We start from the raw sequence: 15652 nt of genomic DNA, 5'->3' as shown, positions 1-15652 counted from the left end.
GCGGCGGCATGAGGGTCGTCTCGCTGGTGCCGTCGCTGACCGAGGCCGTCGCCGTCACCGCCCCCGGTGTGCTGGTCGGGGTCACCGACTGGTGCACCCACCCCGCCGATCCCGGCGAGGTCGTACGGATCGGCGGGACCAAGAACCCCGACGTCGACGCCGTGGCCGGGCTGTGCCCCGATCTGGTGATCGCCAATGAGGAGGAGAACCGGGGGCCCGACCTGGACGCGCTGCGGGCCGCCGGACTCGACGTGCTCGTCACCGAGATCCGCACCCTCGACCAGGCCTTCGCCGAGCTCGACCGGGTCCTCGCGGCCTGCGGCGTACGGAGCCGGCCGGCGTGGCTCGACGCGGCCGAGGCCGCGTGGGGCGCGGTGAGCACCGACGGGCCGCCGCGCACCGCCGTCGTCCCGATCTGGCGCCGCCCCTGGATGGTGCTCGGGCGCGACACCTTCGCCGGCGACCTGCTCGCGAGGCTCGGGGTGCGCAACGTGTACGCCGCCCACCCCGAGCGCTACCCGCGCATCCCGCTCGACGAGCTCCGGGCCGCCGGGCCCGACCTGGTCGTGCTGCCGGACGAGCCGTACCGCTTCACGCCCGACGACGGCCCCGAGGCGTTCCCCGGGGCCGCCGTGGCGCTCGTCGACGGACGTCACCTCACCTGGTACGGGCCGTCCCTGGCCGAGGCGCCCCGGGTGCTGCGAGCAGCACTCCGCTGAACAGTCCGCGCAGTGTGTGACCGGCCGCCACCAGCCAGGCCGCGACGAGCAGCGCGTACAGCCCGACCGCCAGCCAGCGGAAGGCCGTGAGACCGGTGTGCTGGGCCAGGCCCTCGGCGCCGGTGACGCAGGTGCCGACCGGGAAGGTGAAGGCCCAGAAGGTCATCGCGAAGCCCATGCCCCGGCGGCGCGCCCGGACGACGAGGGCGCCGGCGAACGCCAGCCACAGGAGGGCGAAGCCGATCACGGGGACCCCGTAGAGCACCGCGAAGGCGGCGAAGGCATGGGCGTACGGGGCCGGCAGCACACCAGGTGCGGCGTCGGCGAACTTGTTCGCGGCGGTCGTCGACTGGCCGAGCGGGCCGAGCACCAGGAACAGGGTGGGAGTGAGGGCCAGGGGCAACGGGCCGTGGGTGACCAGGCGGCCGAAGACCAGGGGCAGCATCACCAGGGTCGCGAGCAGGCTGACGCCGAACATCGCGTAGCAGGCGATCAGGAGGGTCTCCTGGGGCTGGCCCGCGGGGAGATGGGGGACGAGCAGCGGGCCCAGCGCGGCGGAGACCATCGGAGCGACGACCGGCAGCAGCCAGACGGGGGTCGCGCCCTCGATGCGGTGGCGGGCCACCATCAGGTACGGGATCGCCACCGCGGCCGTCAGACCGATCAGCGTGCCGGCGGTGAACAGGACGGTGTCGAGGGCGAGCGCGGCGGGGAGGCCGATCCAGTCCTGGCCGACCACCAGCGCGCCGCCGCCCACGGCGAGCAGGGCCATGGACAGGCAGCCGTAGAAGGGGGCGACCGCGGGGTCGAGGAGGTGGGCACGGGCCTGGTCGCGGTGGTGCGTCCAGTGCAGGGCGCGGGCGGTGAGCAGCGCCAGCAGCATCGCGAGGGACAGGACCCAGAGGACGGTGCAGGCGGCGCGCAGCCCCGGGACGTCGACCGGGAGCGTCGCACCCGCGGTGCCGACGATCGCGGTGCCCATCACCGACGCGTACCAGTTGGGTCCGAGGTGTCGGACCGAGGTCCACCGGGCGTCGGGGGTGGTGACGCCGGGGACCGACCGAGAAGGTGCGAGGGTTGCCATGACCTCAGAGTCGCGCGCGATCAGTGCCCCCACCAGGGACGACGTTGCTATGAGGTCATAAGCTGGCGTTATGAGTTCTCGTCCGACCGAGCTTCCCGGCCTGCTCTCGCACCGGGTCCCCGACCTCGGCGCGCTCGAACTGCTCCTCGCCGTCGCCCGGCACGGCAGTCTCGGCCGCGCCGCACGCGAGGTCGGCATCACCCAGCCCGCCGCGAGCAGCCGCATCCGCTCCATGGAACGCCAGCTGGGGGTGGCCCTGGTGGACCGGTCCCCGCGCGGGTCCCGGCTCACCGACGCGGGGGCGCTCGTCACCGACTGGGCGCGGCGGATCGTGGAGGCGGCGGAGGCCTTCGACGCCGGTGTGCAGGCGCTGCGCGGACGGCGGGACTCCCGGCTGCGGGTGGCGGCTTCCATGACGATCGCCGAGTACCTGCTGCCCGGGTGGCTCATCGCGCTGCGCGCGGAGCGCCCCGACACCGCCGTCTCCCTCCAGGCCGGCAACTCCGCGGCCGTCGCCGAGCGGCTGCTCGCGGGCGAGGCGGACCTGGGCTTCGTGGAGGGCCTCGCCGTCCCGGACGGCCTCGACGGGGCGGTCGTCGCCCACGACCGCCTCGCGGTCGTCACCGCCCCCTCGCACCCGTGGGCCCGGCGCGGCCGCCCGGTCGACCCGGCTGAGCTCGCGGTCACGCCGCTGGTCCTGCGCGAGCGGGGGTCGGGCACCCGCCAGGTGCTCGACGCGGCGCTGGCGGCCTACGGCGGACTGGCCCGCCCCCTCCTCGAACTCGCCTCCACCACGGCCGTGAAGGCGGCCGCGGTCAGCGGCGCCGGCCCGGCGGTCCTGAGCGAGCTCGCCGTCGCCGAGGAACTCGCCTCGCGACGGCTGGTCGCCGTCCCGGTGGACGGCGTACCGCTCCGCCGGGACCTGCGAGCCGTCTGGCCGACGGGCCACCGTCCGACCGGCCCCGCACGCGACCTGCTGACGCTGACCCGGGCGCGGCCGACGGGGTGAGGGGGCGCTCCCTTCCGGCGTGAGTCCCCCGCCCGGCACCGGGCCCGCGGGGCCCCGGCACCGGGCCCCGATACCGGCCCGGCACCGGTCGAGGGCCCCCGGCGCCCGGCCTCAGGCGCCGACCCGCGATGCCTGGTCTCCGGCCTTCGCCCTGCGATGCCCGGTATCCAGTCTCAGCCCTGCGACGCCCGGTATCCGGTCTCGCCCTGCGGCCTGCGTTGCGGGACCCCCGAAGTACGGTCTTCGGCTTTCGATCTGCCGTCTGCGTCGCCGGACCCCCGAAACACGCCCTTCGGCTTTCGGCCCGTGGCCCCCGGCCGTCGGCCCTCGGCCCCGCCCGCGCCCGGTGGGCAGGGGCCCGCTCCGCCCCGGAGTGTCGTGCCCCTCGCCGGTCCCGGGGCCCGGTCGCCGGGCGGGCCGTCAGCCGGTCTGCGTGCTCCGGAACGTCACGCGCCCGTCGACCGTCGTCAGGACCACCGGCAGGTGCGGCAGGTCCGTCGCGGAGGTGGTGAGCGGGTCGTCCGCCAGGACCGTGAGGTCCGCGCGGTGGCCGCTCGCGAGGCGGCCCGCCTCGCGCTCCTCGGCCGCCGCGTAGGCCGCGTTGACCGTCATGCCGCGCAGCGCCTCCAGTGCGGTCAGGGCCTGCTCGGGGCCGTGCGGGGGCTGGGTCAGGTCGCGGGTGGGGCGGCGGTGCCGGGCGCCCGCCATGACGCCGAGCGGCGGGAAGGGGGCGATCGGCCAGTCGGAGCCCAGGACGACGGTGGCGCCCGAGTCCCACAGGTCCCGACAGCGCCAGGCCCGCGAGGCGCGCTCCTCGCCGAGGCGGCGCGACCAGTTGTCGGTGTGGTCGGCGCGCGTGAAGTCGCAGCAGTGGGTGGGCTGCATGGAGGCGACGACGCCGAGCTCCGAGAAGCGGTGCAGGGTGTCGTCGGGGACCGTCTCGATGTGCTCGATCCGGTGGCGGACCCCGTGGCCGGCCTTCTCGATCGCGTCCAGGGCGTGCCGTACGGCCGCGTCGCCGATGGCGTGGGTGGCGGTGGGCACTCCGGCCCGGTGCAGTTCGCCGATGACGTGGGTGTAGGCCGCCGGGTCGGGCCAGAAGGCGTGCGTGGACTCGCCGTGGCAGTCCGGCCGCTCCAGCCACGCCGTGCCGTTGTCGATGGTCCCGTCCATGAACAGCTTCACGCCGTCGACCCGCCACAGGGCGCCGCCGCGGCGCTGCAGGTCGATCAGCTCGCGAACGCCCTCACCGTCGGTGCCCGGCTGGCACCAGGGCGCGACCCGCAGCCGGAGGGGGAGTTCGCCGTCCGCGTCGAGTTCGGCGAGCAGGTCGAGGCTCTCGCCGTTGGCGTCCATGACGTGGCCGCCGGTGAGGCCGACCGCGGCCATGGAGCGGAGGGCGGCGGCGAGCCGCTCACGGCGTTCCGCGTGGGTGGGCCGGGGGGCGACGCGCTCGACGAGTTCGCAGGCGGCGTCCTCCTGGAGCAGGCCGGTGGGGCGCCCGTGCGCGTCGCAGACGACCTCGGCCGAAGCCTGGTCGAAAGTGCGGGGGCCGTCGACGCCCGCGAGTTCGAGGGCTCGGCGGCTGGCCAGCGCCGAGTGGGCGTCGAAGAGCAGCAGGAAAGCCGGGACGTCGGTGAGGACCGTGTCGAAGGGAGCGATGCCCACGGGCTGGTCACCGAAGACGTTCGGGTCGAGGCCCCAGCCGAACAGCCAGTCGCCGCGCCGGAGTTCGCGCACGGCGTCGGCCAGCGCCGCGCGCACGTCGGCGACGTCGGCGCAGTGGGAGAGGTCGAGGCCGTGGGTGAGCTCGGCGCCGGTGACGGGGTGGAGGTGCCCGTCGACGAGTCCCGAGGTCACCACGGCGCCCTTGAGATCGATCACCTCGGTCCGGGCGTCGGCCAGGGCGCGGATCTCCCGGTCGTCGCCGAGCGCGGCGATCCGCCCGCTCTCGGACACGGCGAGCGCGGTCTCCGGCAGGAAGGAGCCGGTGCCGGGGTCGAGCAGCCGGGCGGAGGACAGGACGAGTCGGGTACGCACACGAGCTCCAGGAAGGAACGAGGGATACGGGGGAGGGGTGACGTGAATCAGGGCTGCGGGCTGACGTGAGTCAGGGCGGTGGGGGATGAGCGTTCTCGGAGGCCTCGGCGCTCCGAGGTCTCAGCGCTCTCAGCCGTCTCGGAGCGCCCGGGTCTCGGCACACTCGACGAGCTCGGAGCGCCCAGGTCTCGGAGCGCCCAGGCACCCGAGCGCCCGGGCATCGGAGCGCCCGGGCATCGGAGCGCCCGGGCATCGGAGCGCCTAGGCACCCGAGCGCCCAGGCATCGGAGCGCTCGGCGAGCTCGGAGCCCCAGGCCTCGGAGCGCGAGGTCCCGGAGACCTCAGGCCTCGGAGGCCCGAGCGGGTCCCGGCGGCTCCGACGGGGATTCGGCCGCCTCGGGCGCCGCGGTCGTGGGCGCGGCGGCGGGCAGCGTCGCCGGCAGCGCCGTCGCCTCGCGTTCGAGCGTGCCCGGCGTCAGTCCGAGCTCGCGTTCGGCGGTGGTCACGGCCATCCGCGCCACCGGCTCCGGGCGGTCGGCGCGGTCGGTGTTGGCATGGGCGCCGAGGCCGTCGAGGACGACGAGGATCTGGATCGCGGTGGCCCGGGGGTCGGGGGTCCGGAACTCCCCGCGGGCGATGCCGTCGCGGATCACGCCTTCGAGCCGTTCGTCGTTGGCGAGCTCCTGCTCCTCGACCCGTTCGCGCAGGACGGGGCGGTAGCGGCTGAGATGGCGGGCGTTGATCCACAGGCGGCTGATGTCGTCGTACGCGTCCCCCGAGGAGAGCGCGAAGTAGCGCGCGAGGTACTGGGTGGGGGTCCCGTCCGGACGGTCGGCGGGCAGCAGGGCGTCGAGCTCGCCGGTGGCCGCGGTGCCGAAGGCCTCGGCGACGAGGTTCTCCGCCGAGGGGAAGTAGTGGCTGATCAGTCCCGGGCGTACGTCGAGCTCCTCGGCGATCCGCCGGAGGGTCACGCACTCCAGGCCCTCGGTCAGGGCGACGGCCGCGGCGGCGTCGACGATCTCCGCGCGCCGGGCCTCGGGGGACTTGCGAACTCGTTTGCGCTGGACGCTTGACGTCATACGGGTGATGCTATTGAGTGTGCGACCAATAAGCAACCAGGTGGGCAACGACACATGACCGGAGGGTCGCCCCATGGCTTCCAGCACCCCTGCCCCGAGCACGTCTGGGCACCCCGCCACCGATCGGCCCACGCGGATCGAGTCGCACGGCATCGACCACATTCCCGACGAGGAGCGGCACGGCCGGCCGCGCGAGCTGTTCTCGATCTGGGCGGCCGCGAACGTCAACTACCTCAGCCTCGTCGTCGGCGGCGCGCTCGTGCTCATGGGCCTCGGGCTCGCGCAGGCGATCGCGGTGATCGTCGTGGGGAACCTGTTCTGGCTGCTCACGGGCGTGCTCGCGGTGTCGGGGCCCGCGGCCGGAGCGCCGAGCGAGGTGATCACCCGGGCGATGTACGGCGTGCTCGGGAACCGCGTGAACAACGCGGTGACCGGGTGGGTCATCTCGGTCTGCTACTTCGCGCTCAACCTGGCGGCGGCGGCCGGCGCCGCCTTCACCCTGGTGGAGAAGGCCGGCCTGACCGCGTCCACCGCGGTGAAGGTCGTCGTCGTCCTCCTCATCGCCGGGATCACGCTCACCATCGGCGTGTACGGGCACGCCCTGATCGTCCGGCTCTACCTGCCGATCACGATCGCGCTCACCGCGGCTTTCGGTGTCGTCGCGTACACGGTCCTGCTGCACGCGGACTTCCAGTACGCCCCGGACCGCCCGCTCACCGGCACCGACCTCTGGGCGACCCTGATCGCGGGCGTCACCCTCATCGCGGCCGGCCCGCTCTCGTACACCACCAGCGCCGACTTCTCGCGCTACCTGCCCGCGACGGCCTCCCCGAAGGCGGTCGCCGGGTGGACCGCCCTGGGCGGCTTCGTGCCGAGCGTCGTGGTCTGCTCGCTCGGCGCCCTCGCGGCCACCGTCGTCGACATGACCGATCCGCAGGCCGCCCTGGAGTCGATGCTGCCGGGCTGGTTCACGCCGGTCTTCCTGCTCGCGCTCGTCCTCGGCACGATCGCGATCAACGCGATGACCGCCTACAGCGCCGGCCTCGCCCTCCAGGCCGTGGGCATCCGGATCCGCCGCTCGCGCAGCGTCCTCGTCGACGGCACGGTCGCCGTCGCCCTCACGCTCTACGCGCTGCTCGTCTCCAACTTCCTGGACACCGTGAGCAACGTCCTCCAGCTCACCGTCGTCCTGCTCGGCCCGGCCATGACCGTCTACGCGGTCGACATCCTGCTGCGCCGCAACGCCTACGACGGCCGCGCCCTCATGGACGAGACCCCGGCCGGCCCCTTCTGGTACACGGCCGGCGTCAACCCGGCCGGCGCCGCCGCCGTCCTCGTCGGCGCCGCCCTGGCCGCCCTCTGCGTGAACACCGCCTACACCGGGCCCCTCGCCCACGCGCTGGGCGGCCTGGACCTCGCCCTCCCTGTCGGCATGGGCGTGTCGGGCCTGCTGTACGCCCTCCTGATGCGCGGGCGGGTCACCCGCTAGCGCGCCCCGCGGCCGCCTCCACCAACCCGCGCATCACCCGCAGGTCCTCGCCCATCTCCGGGTGCCACTGGACGCCGAGGGCCCAGGTGGGGGAGGGGAGTTCGACGGCCTCGATCGTGCCGTCGTCCGCGTGGGCGGAGGCGAGGAGGTTCTTGCCGAGGACGTCGACGCACTGGTGGTGGTAGGTCGGGACCCGGGTGCGCTCCGGGGCGAGCGCGGCGTAGCGCGTGCCCGGGACCGGCGTGACCGGGTGGCGGCCCATGACGCCGACCGCTTCCGTGTGGCCGTCGAGGTGCTGGACGAGGGTGCCGCCGAGGGCCACGTTCAGGAGTTGCATGCCGCGGCAGATGCCGAGGAGCGGGGTGTCGCTGTCGAGGGCGGCCTCGATCAGGGCCAGTTCCCAGCTGTCCCGGGCCCGGGCCGGCGGTCCGGTACGGGGGTCGGGCTCGGCCCCGTACCGGACCGGCTCGACGTCCGCGCCGCCCGCGACGACCAGACCGTCCAGCCGGGCGAGGGTCTGCGCCGCCGCGGACGGGTCGTCCGGGGGCAGCATGACCGCGAGCCCGCCGCTCGCCCGGACCAGGCGCGGGTAGGCCGCCGGCAGCAGCGCCGCGGGCAGGTCCCACACCCCCCAGCGGGCCTGGTCCAGGTAGGTCGTCACGCCGATGAGCGGCTTGGGCACGGGGTCCTCCGGGGTCGGGATCGGGTGGGTCGGTCAGCGTTCGAGTTCCGCCTCGGCCGCGGCCAGCGCCGCGAACTCCTCCTCCGGCGCCTTCGCCACCAGATGGTGGCGACTGTAGAACGCGAAGTACGCCAGGGCGACCACGTACACCCCGAGCGCGATGAAGGCGGCGTCCTTGTCCACCAGGAAGGTCGCCACGAGGGCCGAGAGGGCGAGCACGAAGGCGATCGAGGAGGTGACCACGCCGCCGGGGGTGCGGTACGGGCGGGCGAGGCCCGGTTCGCGGCGCCGCAGGACGATGTGCGAGAGCGCCATGAGGGCGTACGAGATGGTGGCGCCGAACACCGCGATGTTCAGCATCCGGGCGCCGTTGCCCGTGCCCGCGGCGAGCGCGAAGCCGAGGGCGCCCGGGATCAGCAGGCCCAGGTACGGCGACTTGCGGCGGCTGGTGAGGGAGAGGAAGCGCGGCAGGTAGCCGGCCCGGGACAGCGCGAAGAGCTGGCGCGAGCCCGCGTAGATCAGCGAGAAGAAGGAGGCGACCAGGCCCGCGAGGCCCGCGTAGTTGACGAAGCGGCTCAGCACGGTCGGCTCCCCGTCGCCCTGGAGCGCCACCACGAGCGGGTTGCCGGCCTCCTGGATGGCCGCCGAGCCGCGGGCACCGGTCGCCGCGAAGAAGGTCACCACCGCGAGCACCACCAGGATGCCCATGGACAGCGCGAGCGCCCGCGGCATCGAGCGCACCGGGTCCTTCGCCTCCTCGGCCGCGAGCGGCACGCCCTCGACGCCCAGGAAGAACCACATGCCGAAGGGGAACGCCGCCCAGATGCCGAGCAGACCGAACGGCAGCCAGGAGTTGGAGCCCAGCGCGCTCCTGTCGACCGGGATGTCGTCCAGGCCGTTCACGTGGAAGTCGCTGAGCGCGCCGAGCGCGAAGACCAGCAGGGCGGCCACCGCGACAGCGGTGACGATCAGACTGAAGCGCAGGGCCTCGCCCACGCCCCACAGGTGGATGCCGAGGAAGAGCGCGAAGCAGACCAGGTAGACCGGCCAGCCCGATTCCAGGCCGAACAGGCCGAGGGACTCCACGTAGTCGCCGATGAAGATGGAGATCGCGGCGGGCGCGAGCACGTACTCGATCAGGATCGCGGTTCCGGTGAGGAAACCGCCCCAGGTGCCGAGCGCCCGCCGGGCGAAGCCGTAGCCGCCGCCCGCGGTGGGCAGGATCGCGGACAGTTCGGCCAGCGAGAAGACCAGGCACGCGTACATCGCGCCCATGAGGACCGTCGCGATGGCCAGGCCGCCGAAGCCGCCCTTGGACAGGCCGATGTTCCAGCCGGAGAAGTCGCCGGAGACGACGTACGCGACGCCGAGCCCGGTGAGCAGCAGCCAGCCGGCGCTGCCCCGGCGCAGGGTGCGCCGTTCCAGATAGTCGTCTGCGGCGACCGTGTTTCCTGTGGTGCCTGAGGTGTCTTCCAGCGTCATGGCTGCGCTCAGCTCCCCGCAACGGGCCCAATGGATTGGTGCCATACCTTTGCGTCGGGCATACGGGGAGCGCAAGTCCCCTGCGTTACTTTCGGGTTACGCCACGGCGCGCCCCGCCCTCAGGCCGGTCCGCCCTCAGGCCGGTCCGCCCCTCAGGCCGCCCTGCCCCTCAGGCCGGTTCGCCCCTCAGCCGCCCCGCCCCCTCAGGCCGGTCCGCCCCTCAGGTCAGGAAGCCGCGCAGCAGCGCGGCCGTCCCCGCGCAGTGCTCCCGCATCACCTCGCGCGCCGCGTCCGCGTCCCCGTCGAGCACCGCCTCCACCAGTGCCGTGTGCTGGTGCTGCGAGTGCTCCAGGTTGCGCACCAGCAGGGGGATGCAGTCCAGCAGGTCGTTGACGGTGGCCCGGACGGCCGCGTACTGCGCGGTCAGCGTCGCCGAACCGGACAGCTCCGCCAGCGTGAGGTGCAGCAGCGTGTCCTGCCGCCGGTAGTCGCCCAGCGGCGCGTCGTGCGTCGCCGCGAGCGCCGCCCGCAACCGCTCCGCGCCCTCCTCGTCCAGGCCGTGAGCGGCGCACAGCCCGGCCGCGCCGACCTCCAGGACCTCGCGGAAGCGCAGCGTGTCCTCCATGTCGACGGCCGCGATCCGGCGCCGCAACTCCGCCTCGTCCGCGGTCTGCGGACGCTGCAGGACGAACGTCCCGCCGTACCGTCCGCGCCGGCTCTCCACCAGGCCCTGCTCCTGCAGCACCTTCAGGACCTCGCGCAGCGTGACCCGGCTGATCCCCATCCGGTCGGCGAGCTCCCGCTCGGCCGGCAGGCGGTCCCCGCCGGGCACCAGCCCGAGCCGTACGACCTGCAGGATCTGCTCCAGGGCCTCCTCGAAACCGTTGCCCGCGCGCACCGGCCGCAGCACGGGCGTCAGCCGGTCCGGCGATTCACTCGAACTGGCCACCTCGTCGTTTCCCCTTCCCAAGCAATGGTCCTGAGCAATACCTTATGGCTCCCGGCAGGCCGAAGGAGGAGTAATCCCGTGGCAGACCGCACACCCCCGCTCACCGTCGACGAGCTCCGTGCGCTCGTCGCGAGCGGCGAGATCGACACCGTCGTCCTGGCCTTCCCCGACATGCAGGGCCGGCTCCAGGGCAAGCGGTTCGCCGCCCCGTTCTTCCTGGACGACGTACTCGACCACGGCACCGAGGGCTGCAACTATCTTCTGGCCGTCGACACCGAGATGAACACCGTCGACGGCTACGAGATGTCCTCGTGGGACCGTGGCTACGGCGACTTCGCCATGCATCCCGACCTCTCCACCCTGCGCCGCCTCCCCTGGAACGAGGCCACCGCCATGGTGATGGCCGACCTCGCCTGGAACGACCGCACCCCCGTCGTCGCCGCCCCCCGCCAGATCCTCCGCCGCCAGCTCGACCGGCTCGCCGCCCACGGCTTCACCGCCCACGTCGGCACGGAGCTGGAGTTCATCGTCTTCAAGGACACCTACGAGCAGGCGTGGGACGCCAACTACCGGGGACTGACCCCGGCCAACCAGTACAACATCGACTACTCGGTGCTCGGAACGGGCCGGATCGAGCCCCTGCTCCGCCGCATCCGCAACGAGATGGCCGGTGCCGGGCTCACCGTCGAGTCCGCCAAGGGCGAGTGCAACCCCGGCCAGCACGAGATCGCCTTCAAGTACGACGAGGCCCTCGTCACCTGCGACCAGCACGCCGTCTACAAGACGGGCGCCAAGGAGATCGCCGCCCAGGAGGGCTGCTCGCTCACCTTCATGGCGAAGTACAACGAGCGCGAGGGCAACTCCTGTCACATCCACCTCTCACTGCAGAACGCCGACGGCGCCAACGTGATGGCCGGTGAGGGACCCGACGGGATGTCGGACGTCATGCGGCACTTCCTCGCCGGGCAGCTCGCCGCCATGCGGGACTTCTCCCTGCTCTACGCCCCCAACATCAACTCGTACAAGCGATTCCAGCCCGGCTCCTTCGCCCCCACGGCGGTCGCCTGGGGCCACGACAACCGGACCTGCGCGCTGCGGATCGTCGGCCACGGGCGCTCCACCCGCTTCGAGAACCGGCTGCCCGGCGGAGACGTGAACCCCTACCTCGCCGTCGCCGGCCTCGTCGCCGCCGGCCTGTACGGCATCGAGCAGGGCCTCGAACTCCCGCCCGCGTGCACCGGCAACGCGTACGCCGGCGAATACGAGCACGTCCCCACCACCCTCCGCGAGGCCGCCGAGCTCTGGGAGAACAGCGAGATCGCCAAGGCCGCCTTCGGCCCCGAGGTCGTCGCCCACTACCGCAACATGGCCCGCGTCGAACTCGACGCCTACGACGCCGCCGTCACCGACTGGGAACTGCGCCGCTCCTTCGAACGCATGTGAGGAACGACTTGCCGCACGAACTGCACGTCCTGAACCCGGCGACCGAGGAGGTCGTCGCCACCGTCCCCGCCGCCACCGCGGCCGACGTCGACGCCGCCGTCGTACGGGCCGGCGCCGCCCAGCGGTCCTGGGCCGCCGCCGCGCCCGCCGACCGGGCCCGGGCCCTGCGCCGCTTCGCCGCCGTCGTCGACGCCCACGTCGAGGAACTGGCCCTCCTGGAGGTCCGCGAGGCCGGCCACACCATCGGCAACGCCCGCTGGGAGGCCGGGAACGTCCGCGACCTGCTCGACTACGCGGCCGGCGGAGCCGAACGCCTCAACGGGCGCCAGATCCCCGTCCCCGGCGGCCTCGACATCACCATCCTCGAACCCCTCGGCGTGGTCGGCGTCATCGCGCCCTGGAACTTCCCCATGCCGATCGCCGCCTGGGCCACCGCCCCGGCGCTCGCCGCCGGCAACGCCGTGGTCCTGAAGCCCGCCGAGACCACCCCGCTGACCGCCCTGCGGCTCGCCGAGCTCGCCCTGGAGGCCGGCCTCCCCGAAGGCCTGTTCCAGGTCCTCCCCGGCGAGGGACCGGTCGCCGGCAACGCGCTCGTCGAGCACCCCGGCATCGCCAAGGTCGTCTTCACCGGCTCCACCCGGGTCGGCAAGCAGATCATGGCCAAGGCCGCCGACCAGGTGAAGCGGGTGACCCTCGAACTCGGCGGCAAGAGCCCCAACATCGTCTTCGCCGACGCCGACCTGGAAGCCGCCGCCGCAGCGGCGCCCATGGCCTTCCTCGACAACAGCGGCCAGGACTGCTGCGCCCGCACCCGCATCCTGGTGCAGCGCGAGGTGTACGACCGCTTCCTGGAGCTCCTCACCCCCGCGATCGAGGAGATCGTCGTCGGCGACCCCCTCGACGAGCGCACCCAGATGGGCCCGCTGATCTCCCGCGCCCAGCTCGACCGCGTCCGCTCCTACGTCACCGAGGACCTGACCGCCGTCCGCGGCAAGGCCCCCGAGGGACCCGGCTTCTGGTACCCGCCGACCCTCCTCACCGGCGTCCCCGAGGACGCGCCCTGCGCCGTCGAAGAGGTCTTCGGCCCCGTCGCCGTCGTCCTCCCCTTCGACGACGAGGCCGACGCGATCCGGCTCGCCAACGCCACCCCGTACGGCCTGTCCGGCTCCCTCTGGACCCGCGACGTCGGCCGTGCGCTGCGCACCTCCCGCGCCGTCCGGGCCGGCAACCTCTCCGTCAACTCCCACTCCAGCGTCCGCTACTGGACCCCGTTCGGCGGCTTCGGCCAGTCCGGCCTCGGCCGGGAGCTGGGCCCCGACGCCCTCACCGCCTTCACCGAAACCAAGAACGTCTTCATCAGCACGGAGGCCTGACCGCATGACCACCGAAGAGATCATCTGCCGCCGCCTCGTCGGCCGTACCGCCGTCATCACCGGCGCCGGCAGCGGCATCGGCCTCGCCACCGCCCGCCGCCTCGCCTCCGAAGGCGCCCACGTGGTGTGCGGCGACATCGACGAGCGGGCCGGCAAGGCCGCCGCCGAGGAGGTCGGCGGCACCTTCGTGAAGGTCGACGTCACGGACCCGGAGGAGGTCGAGAACCTCTTCAAGGTCGCCTTCGACACCTACGGCTCCGTCGACATCGCCTTCAACAACGCGGGCATCTCGCCGCCGGACGACGACTCCATCCTGGAGACCGGCCTGGAGGCCTGGAAGCGCGTCCAGGACGTCAACCTGACCTCCGTCTACCTGTGCTGCAAGGCCGCCCTGCCGTACATGCGGCGCCAGGGCCGGGGCTCCATCATCAACACCGCCTCCTTCGTCGCCATCATGGGCGCGGCCACCAGCCAGATCTCGTACACCGCCTCCAAGGGCGGCGTGCTCGCCATGTCCCGCGAGCTCGGCGTGCAGTTCGCCCGCGAGGGCATCCGCGTCAACGCGCTCTGCCCGGGGCCCGTCAACACCCCGCTCCTCCAGGAGCTGTTCGCCAAGGACCCCGAGCGGGCCGCCCGCCGCCTGGTGCACATCCCGGTCGGCCGGTTCGCCGAGGCCGAGGAGATCGCCGCGGCCGTCGCCTTCCTCGCCAGCGACGACTCCTCCTTCATCAACGCCACCGACTTCCTCGTCGACGGCGGCATCTCCGGCGCGTACGTGACCCCCCTCTAGACCTCACCACCGCCGCCACCCCATCCCCACCCCCACACCCCCACCCGCGCAGCCGGGCGTCGCAAGGCGCCCGGCTGTCGCGCGTACGGACAGGAGAGCGCTCATGAAACGCCCGCTCCGCACCGCCGCCGCCGCGGCCTCCCTGGCCCTCGCCGCGACCGGCCTGCTCCCCACCGCGAGCGCCGCCGCCCGGCCCGCCGGACCCCCGCGCTGCCCGAGCCTCACCGTCTCGGAGGGCTGGTACGGGGACAACAAGGCCCGCATAGAGGACCTGCTGGCCGCCCGGTGCGCGACGAAGGCGCCCAGGGGCGAGAAGCCGGTCGCCGTCTTCGACTGGGACAACACCGTCATCAAGAACGACGTCGGCGACGCCACCTTCTACTGGCTGCTCCGCAACGACCGCATCAGGCCCCCGCGCCACGGCGACTGGACCACCACCAGCCGCTACCTCACCGCCGAGGCCGCCGACGCCCTCGGCGCCGCCTGCCCCACCGGCGTCCGCACCCTGCCCACCTCCAGCGACACGCCCTGCGCCGACGAGCTCCTCTCGGTGTACGGCACGGGCGCCACCACCGGAGGCAGGACCGCCTTCGCCGGCCACGACCACCGCCGCATGGAACCCCAGTACGCCTGGCTCGCCCAGCTCGTGCGCGGCTGGACCGCGAGCGAGGTCCGCTCCTTCGCCGCCGCGGCGCGCGCCGAGAACCTCGCCGCCGCGCAGGGCGCCACCCAGCAGGTCGGCAGCAAGCAGGTCACCGGCTGGGTCCGCTACTACGCCCAGCAGCGCGACCTGATCCACGCCCTCCAGGGCGCCGGCTTCGACGTGTGGATCGTCTCGGCGTCCCCCGAGCCCGTCGTGGACGTCTGGGCCCGAGGCGTGGGCGTCGACCCCTCCCACGCCATCGGCATCCGCAACACCACCGAACACGGCCGCCTCACCAGCCACCTCAAGGGCTGCGGCAGCGTCCGCGACGGCGAGGACCGGATGATCACCTACATCGACGGCAAGCGCTGCTGGATCAACCAGGAGATCTTCGGCGTCCACGGCCCCGCCGCCGAGCGCGTCCAGCCCGCCGCCCGCCGCCAGGTCTTCGCCGCCGGCGACTCCGACACCGACGTCTCCTTCCTGCGCGACGCGACCGGCCTGCGCCTCGTCCTCAACCGCAACAAGAACGAACTGATGTGCCGCGCCTACGACAACAGCGACGGCCGCTGGATCGTGAACCCCATGTTCATCGACCCGAAGAAGCCCAAGCCCACCCCGTACCCCTGCGCCACCGCCGGCTACACCGCCGCCGACGGCACGGCGGAACCGGTCCGGCGGGCCGACGGCAGCGTGGTGCCGGACCAGCAGGACCGGGTGTACTGAGCCCTGACGCGGTCAACCGTCCCCACGGAGTTCGCGCCGCCCCGCCCCCCGAGCGAATCCCGCCGCGCCCACCGCGCCCACCCGCGGTCCCCACGCGGTGACGCGCGAGGGGCCGGCCGTCGCCGACCACGGTCACCGCGCGCG

The 15652-nt window shown here is 73.6% G+C and carries 13 protein-coding genes; 7 read left to right on the top strand and 6 right to left on the bottom strand.

The features are described 5' to 3' along the window. Positions 1-8 precede the first annotated feature (8 nt). Entirely contained in the window at positions 9-719 is a 711-nt protein-coding gene (locus AB0M16_RS33805; protein WP_365349900.1) for a helical backbone metal receptor, read from the top strand. On the opposite strand, the gene AB0M16_RS33800 is transcribed toward AB0M16_RS33805, so the two are convergent. Further along, on the bottom strand, positions 658-1803 hold the full coding sequence (locus AB0M16_RS33800) for a TDT family transporter (RefSeq protein WP_365349898.1): 1146 nt from the start codon (positions 1801-1803) through the stop codon (positions 658-660). The genes AB0M16_RS33805 and AB0M16_RS33800 overlap by 62 nt on opposite strands. A gap of 70 nt (positions 1804-1873) precedes the next feature. Between AB0M16_RS33800 and AB0M16_RS33795 the strand changes: the two genes are divergently transcribed. Next, positions 1874-2812: a LysR family transcriptional regulator gene (locus AB0M16_RS33795; protein WP_365349896.1), complete on the top strand. Its 939-nt coding sequence runs from the start codon at positions 1874-1876 to the stop codon at positions 2810-2812. A 420-nt stretch (positions 2813-3232) separates the two neighbouring features. Here the strand turns inward: AB0M16_RS33795 and AB0M16_RS33790 are convergent, their stop codons facing one another. Continuing rightward, positions 3233-4852, bottom strand: a complete 1620-nt coding sequence (locus tag AB0M16_RS33790; protein WP_365349894.1) for an amidohydrolase — start codon at positions 4850-4852, stop codon at positions 3233-3235. Between the two features lie 341 nt (positions 4853-5193). Beyond that, positions 5194-5931 (bottom strand): TetR family transcriptional regulator, encoded by a 738-nt coding sequence (locus AB0M16_RS33785; RefSeq protein ID WP_365349892.1) that lies wholly within the window; start codon positions 5929-5931, stop codon positions 5194-5196. 73 nt (positions 5932-6004) lie between these two features. On the opposite strand from AB0M16_RS33785, the gene AB0M16_RS33780 reads away from it, so the two are divergent. Beyond that, the gene (locus tag AB0M16_RS33780) at positions 6005-7420 is read left to right on the top strand and encodes a cytosine permease (RefSeq protein WP_365349890.1); all 1416 of its coding nucleotides are present in this window, start codon (positions 6005-6007) and stop codon (positions 7418-7420) included. On the opposite strand, the gene AB0M16_RS33775 is transcribed toward AB0M16_RS33780, so the two are convergent. From AB0M16_RS33775 to AB0M16_RS33765, 3 genes are all read right to left on the bottom strand, one after another. Continuing rightward, positions 7410-8102, bottom strand: coding sequence for a gamma-glutamyl-gamma-aminobutyrate hydrolase family protein (locus AB0M16_RS33775; protein ID WP_365349888.1), 693 nt, complete (start codon positions 8100-8102; stop codon positions 7410-7412). The two genes, AB0M16_RS33780 and AB0M16_RS33775, sit on opposite strands and share 11 nt — an antisense overlap. 33 nt (positions 8103-8135) lie before the next feature. Further along, on the bottom strand, positions 8136-9584 hold the full coding sequence (eat, locus tag AB0M16_RS33770; RefSeq protein WP_365349886.1) for an ethanolamine permease: 1449 nt from the start codon (positions 9582-9584) through the stop codon (positions 8136-8138). A 220-nt stretch (positions 9585-9804) separates the two neighbouring features. After that, on the bottom strand, positions 9805-10533 hold the full coding sequence (locus tag AB0M16_RS33765; protein WP_365349884.1) for an FCD domain-containing protein: 729 nt from the start codon (positions 10531-10533) through the stop codon (positions 9805-9807). Between the two features lie 78 nt (positions 10534-10611). Between AB0M16_RS33765 and AB0M16_RS33760 the strand changes: the two genes are divergently transcribed. The 4 genes from AB0M16_RS33760 to AB0M16_RS33745 all read left to right on the top strand — a co-directional run bounded on the left by AB0M16_RS33760 (position 10612) and on the right by AB0M16_RS33745 (position 15508). Beyond that, positions 10612-11976, top strand: coding sequence for a glutamine synthetase family protein (locus AB0M16_RS33760; RefSeq protein WP_365349882.1), 1365 nt, complete (start codon positions 10612-10614; stop codon positions 11974-11976). Between the two features lie 8 nt (positions 11977-11984). Continuing rightward, entirely contained in the window at positions 11985-13349 is a 1365-nt protein-coding gene (locus AB0M16_RS33755; protein ID WP_365349880.1) for an aldehyde dehydrogenase family protein, read from the top strand. Positions 13350-13353: 4 nt separating this feature from the next. After that, entirely contained in the window at positions 13354-14139 is a 786-nt protein-coding gene (locus AB0M16_RS33750) for a 3-oxoacyl-ACP reductase (protein ID WP_365349878.1), read from the top strand. A gap of 103 nt (positions 14140-14242) precedes the next feature. After that, positions 14243-15508: a haloacid dehalogenase-like hydrolase gene (locus AB0M16_RS33745; RefSeq protein WP_365349876.1), complete on the top strand. Its 1266-nt coding sequence runs from the start codon at positions 14243-14245 to the stop codon at positions 15506-15508. Positions 15509-15652: the final 144 nt, after the last annotated feature.

It is taken from the genome of Streptomyces sp. NPDC051921 (assembly GCF_040680975.1).
Classification (GTDB): Bacteria; Actinomycetota; Actinomycetes; order Streptomycetales; family Streptomycetaceae; genus Streptomyces.
The sequence above is the reverse complement of the archived record's forward strand: the minus strand, read 5'-3'. Positions and strand labels throughout refer to the sequence as shown.

Coding starts and splice junctions, on each gene's coding strand:
- AB0M16_RS33805 (WP_365349900.1), top strand. CDS start 9: ATGAGGGTCGTCTCGCTGGTGCCGTCGCTGACCGAGGCCGTCGCCGTC.
- AB0M16_RS33795 (WP_365349896.1), top strand. CDS start 1,874: ATGAGTTCTCGTCCGACCGAGCTTCCCGGCCTGCTCTCGCACCGGGTC.
- eat (WP_365349886.1), bottom strand. CDS start 9,584: ATGACGCTGGAAGACACCTCAGGCACCACAGGAAACACGGTCGCCGCA.
- AB0M16_RS33785 (WP_365349892.1), bottom strand. CDS start 5,931: ATGACGTCAAGCGTCCAGCGCAAACGAGTTCGCAAGTCCCCCGAGGCC.
- AB0M16_RS33800 (WP_365349898.1), bottom strand. CDS start 1,803: ATGGCAACCCTCGCACCTTCTCGGTCGGTCCCCGGCGTCACCACCCCC.
- AB0M16_RS33745 (WP_365349876.1), top strand. CDS start 14,243: ATGAAACGCCCGCTCCGCACCGCCGCCGCCGCGGCCTCCCTGGCCCTC.
- AB0M16_RS33780 (WP_365349890.1), top strand. CDS start 6,005: ATGGCTTCCAGCACCCCTGCCCCGAGCACGTCTGGGCACCCCGCCACC.
- AB0M16_RS33750 (WP_365349878.1), top strand. CDS start 13,354: ATGACCACCGAAGAGATCATCTGCCGCCGCCTCGTCGGCCGTACCGCC.